A 4,989-nucleotide genomic window follows, 5' to 3' on the forward strand; every position below is an offset into this window, starting at 1 on the left:
CTACAGGTGTTATGTAACTATTAACATCCACCTTAAAACTCCTTTCGATAGTGGAAACTTAAGACAGTTAACGCCCGGTTAAGGGGCAACCAACGCCACTACCAAGCTTCCGCATAACACCGTAACCACAAAAATCAACGCATAGTAAAAATGCCACGCGTTGGTTGTCCCTCTTGAACCGTTTGTTATGCTTAAACTTCAAACACTTAGGTTTAATCAGCCACTAGAATAACTCAGATTTTCAAACCAACCCAAACACCAAAACTCGTTAACCTGATCGAAACCATAATTTGAATAAAAACCACGTTAATTTCACTACGATAAAAAGAACAAAGTGCCCTTTCAATGAAATACGGACCAACCAAACTCACAGCAAATTGGCGTAAAACTCGAATGAGGCAACAGCGCTGAACCACAAGCGCCAGCGAAATTGCCTTTTCATTAGGCAGCGCAAAACAATAGTAAATTGCCGATACGCTTTTGGCCGATAAGCCAAGGAGCCAAATCACTCAAAGCGACTTCGAGAAAAAGAAACTCAACACGAACCGGCCCAAAACTAAAATGAGGCAACCATTCAAACTCACAGCACCAATTCACTTAAAACAGCGACAGTATTATTCAATTGCCGACAAACAAGACCGAATGGCTGAAGGAACAGAGAAAAGGTCACAACCGATTGATTTTATGAGATTAAGCATAACGCCCTGCTAAGGGGTGAGCAATGCACTGCAAAAGCTACCGCATACTATCGTAGTCACGAAACTCACCGCATGCTGAAAATGCCACGCATTGCGAATCCCTCTTAAGCAGTTTGTTAGGTTTTTGGGACTCGAAGTACTTGAGTAGTTTTTCTACGCTGAATTTAAGTAATAACCGGTCTATATCAGTAAATTCCCCACCATGTATGATTATTTCATTTAGCTGGTAGCCAGAATCTAACTGGACAAGGTATTTTTTGAAATTGATTTGCTTCTTAGTGTCGTTGAAAATTTTCACTAGATCGGGGTCATTTATAGTAATTGAGTCTATCTGCCACTTAAAACCTGTCCTTTTAATCACAAATAGATTTTTTACATAGTCGAGGTCATTTGATAGCTTAAAAAAACTACTTTTCTCAGTTTGTGACAGGTTTAAGCTAACCCTTATCCCTTGATTATTGGTAAAAGGGAACCAGTAATTTTCTTTTTTGAGATTGATGGAAAAGTTGCCACCGTCACGTAAATCAAATCTTTTCAGCAAGCTAACAGTGAAAACAAACATGTCTTGATCACACTGTGAATCGAAGTTTGGGGCGTTACCAACAACAACCTTAATGCATTCACTTGAGAAATCTTCGTTCTTAAGCTTGATAAATAATTCACCTATAATCTCGTCTGCACGACTGTTTTCACCAGCAACACTCACTAAAAAAAAGAATGACACAACCAATGCCAAAGAAATAACTCCAAATACCTTGTTCATTAACAATCCTTTGAACTAAACCTAACGCCCGCTTAAGGGGCAGCCAACGCTACTACCAACTTACCGCATAACACCGTAACCACAAAAACCAACGCATAGTAAAAATGCCACGCGTTGGCTGTCCCTCTTGAAGCGTTTGTTATGTGCGTACTAACGATGATCGCTGCTTAATTGCAACAAATCCCACTTATTTCCATAAAGATCCTGAAATACTACAACCGTCCCATACTCTTCAATTCGTGGCGTTTCGTTGAAAACAACACCGTTTGCTTTCATCAGCTCATAATCTCGCCAAAAGTCATTCGTTTGTAGAAATAGAAAGACTCTACCGCCAGTTTGGTTACCGATAAACTGAGTTTGTTCATCTGTACTCGCTTGAGCTAACAGTAAATTTGTCCCATTCGAGTTGGGTGGTGAAACTTGAACCCATCGCTTACCGCCACCTAAATCGGTATCTTCAACTAGAGTAAACTGAAGCTTTTTAGTATAGAAATCAATGGCATCATCATAGTTTTCGACGACAAGGGCGATAGTGCCAATTTGCTGTTGGACGACTTTAGGCATAATAGCTTTCCAATAGTTTAAACACATGATTCTATACTACTTTTGAACATTTACCGAAAGCACATAACGCCGCATTAAGGGGCAAGCAACGCAAACAGCTGAACTTAAACTAGCCAGCCGTAACCTCAAATACCAACCAAACCAAAACTGCCACGCGTTGATTGTCCCTCTTAAATGCTTTGTTATGTAACTTTGCTAACCATTTCAAAGCATTACAAAGAAAAACATTGCCAAATATCGTTTAACTTACATGAAAAATTAGCAGTAACCCAGTAGAATTTGCGTGGCAACGACGAAACTGCGAGCCCTAGTTCAAAGAAAAAAATGATTGCCACCAAACTTATCGCAAACTCACTTAACCATTGAGAAAAGACTGAAAACTCGAAGAACAAGAAGACGAAAACGAAACCAACATGAATAAGACTGACTTTACAAACTTTATAAATAACCAATTAAAACAATAAGTTAAAACCATAAACATGTGAAGTAGAAGCCAACTTAAAAAAGCAAAAGCATAAAAATATTTTTAATTTTCAATATATTGCGGTCTTTTTCTTTACGGTTACATAACGCCGCATTAAGGTGTGAGCGACGCTTGGCTATACTTGAGCGAAGCGAAAACGCCAAGCGTTGCGAATCACTCTTAAATGCTTTGTTATATTAATTTTCGCTACTCATGCTGACATATAAATCCGTTAGAAAGTGACAATAAACGTCCACACAGTGCACTGTAAACCCTGCCAACAACACAACTTTATTGTCGCTGGAGATATCTAAATACTTATTTTGGCTTATATAACCTCTTAGCGCCTTATTACCTGTTTTCACCGTACCGTCAGCATGAACCAAACTATTTCTAATTTGTTGTATAAATAAAATTTCTTTCCAGGCTGCTTCTTGTTTAGGAAAGGACACTGAAACTACTTTTTCTAGATATTTTTGACATTGGTCGATGATGCCATTTGACGCAAGATCTTTGAGCTTAATGAGGCTATCAAGCTCTTTTTCAATAAGCTCACAAATCTGCTGCATCTGATGTTCAAGCACAGAGTAAGAGACTATAACTTCTGCTCTACGTTGGATTGAGGGGAAAATAACTTCGATTTCCTCCAAATACGCGTCATGAACACCAATAGACACATCAACAGATGAACCACCAGAGTCCTTAATTTTTCCTTTTAGCTCGTGAATCTGACTCGCCAGAAAGTCTTCTACCATAAGAGCATGAACTCGATACGAGTCAAGAACTGTGCAAAACTGATTATATTGTGAAAAGCTAAAGTTCACAGAAACTCCCGATTAATATAACGCCGCATTAAGGGGCAAGCAACGCTAACAACCGAACTTAAACTAACCAGCCGTAACCTCAAATGCCACCCAAACCAAAAATGCCACGCGTTGACTGTCCCTCTTGAATGCTTTGTTATGTAACTTTACTAACTATTTCAAAGCATTACCAAAATCAGCATCGCCAAACACGATTTAACTTACACGAAAAGTCAGCATTGACCCAGTAGAAAAAACTCTGGCAACCACAAAAGCAACTTGAGTCTGCGGATCATGACTATAGACAAGCTGAACGCAAACCCGCTTTACCATTAAGTACTGAATGAAGACTCGAAGAACAAGAAGCTGCAAGCCAAATCAATATGAATAAAACTGATTTTACAAACTGACAAATAACCAATTTAAACAATGAGTTAAAAGTACCTACCAAATAAATCAGAAACCAAAATCAAAATACGAAAAAGCATAGAAATAGCTTAATTATCAATAAATTGTGATCTTTTTCTCTACGGTTACATAACGCCCAGCTAAGGGGCTGACAACGCAAACAATCACACTAAAACTAACCAGCCGTAACCTCAAAAGCCATTAAAGCCAAAAATGGCGAGCGTTGGAAGTCCCGCTTGAGCTGTTTGTTAGGCGATTTTTACAAATAATTTCAATACATTACCAAAGAACCATCTAAACAAATCAACTTAAAATCACACGTCAGCTTAGCATTGACCCAGTAATATTCACTTGCCAACAACGAAACTCATGGTCTAGTTCAAAGAAAAGGTCACTGCCACCAAGCTCATCGCAAAATCACTTAACCGTTAAGGATGACCTTAAAACTCGAAGAACGAGAAGCACAAAGCTTATCAAACATGAGTAAAACTCGACCGTTAACTTTTTTGAGAACAGAAAATTGATGATATTCTCTTTGGCTGATAACTTGATGGATTCAACAACTCATTGATTAAACGGAATAATTCAAAGAGTCACGATTAAGAATCAACGAATGATTTGTTTAATTTCACGAACATCGCCTAACGCCGCATTAAGGGGCAAGAAACGCAAAACGCTGCACTTAAACTAAACAGCCGTCACCTCAAATGCTCACCCGAACCAAAAATGCCACGCGTTGATTGTCCCTCTTAAATGCTTTGTTATGTAACTTTACTAACCATTTCAAAGCATTACCAAAAACAGCATCGCCAAACACGATTTAACTTACACGAAAAGTCAGCATTGACCCAGTAGAAAAAACTCTGGCAACTACAAAAGTAACTTGATTCTGCGGATCATGACTATAGACAAGCTGAACGCAAACTCGCTTTACCATTAAGTTCAGAATACAGACTTGAAGAACAAGAAGACGAAAACCAAATCAACAGGAATAAGACTGACTTTACAAACCGTATAAATAACCAATTAACACAATCAGTTAAAAGTATCAGACATGAAAAGCAGAAGCTTACTTTAAAATGCAAAAGATAAAAACACTTTAAATTTCAATATATTAAAAAACCTTCCTCTACGGTTACATAACGCCGCATTAAGGGGCAAGCAACGTAAACAACTGCACTAAAACTAACCAGCCGTAACCTCAAATGCGTATCCAAACCAAAAATGCCACGCGTTGATTGTCCCTCTTAAATGCTTTGTTATGTAACTTTACTAACCATTTCAAAGCAT

3 protein-coding genes are annotated in these 4,989 nt (G+C 38.3%); all 3 read right to left on the reverse strand.

What is annotated here, in order from left to right:
- Positions 1–735: 735 nt before the first annotated feature.
- The 3 genes from EXA13_RS16160 to EXA13_RS16175 all read right to left on the reverse strand — a co-directional run bounded on the left by EXA13_RS16160 (position 736) and on the right by EXA13_RS16175 (position 3,312).
- Positions 736–1,461, reverse strand: a complete 726-nt coding sequence (locus EXA13_RS16160) for a hypothetical protein (RefSeq protein ID WP_226978386.1) — start codon at positions 1,459–1,461, stop codon at positions 736–738.
- A 150-nt stretch (positions 1,462–1,611) separates the two neighbouring features.
- Positions 1,612–2,025 (reverse strand): VOC family protein, encoded by a 414-nt coding sequence (locus EXA13_RS16170; RefSeq protein WP_217523172.1) that lies wholly within the window; start codon positions 2,023–2,025, stop codon positions 1,612–1,614.
- A gap of 660 nt (positions 2,026–2,685) precedes the next feature.
- Positions 2,686–3,312 carry a hypothetical protein gene (locus EXA13_RS16175; RefSeq protein ID WP_238134049.1) on the reverse strand — a complete coding sequence of 209 codons (627 nt, stop codon included), beginning with the start codon at positions 3,310–3,312 and terminating at the stop codon, positions 2,686–2,688.
- Between the last annotated feature and the right edge of the window lie 1,677 nt (positions 3,313–4,989).

The organism is Vibrio cincinnatiensis (assembly GCF_022113815.1).
GTDB classification, from domain to species: Bacteria; Pseudomonadota; Gammaproteobacteria; order Enterobacterales; family Vibrionaceae; genus Vibrio; species Vibrio cincinnatiensis_A.

What these genes read in the sequence shown, in the direction of transcription:
- EXA13_RS16160 (WP_226978386.1), bottom strand. Translation starts at nt 1,461, where the DNA reads ATGAACAAGGTATTTGGAGTTATTTCTTTGGCATTGGTTGTGTCATTC.
- EXA13_RS16170 (WP_217523172.1), bottom strand. Translation starts at nt 2,025, where the DNA reads ATGCCTAAAGTCGTCCAACAGCAAATTGGCACTATCGCCCTTGTCGTC.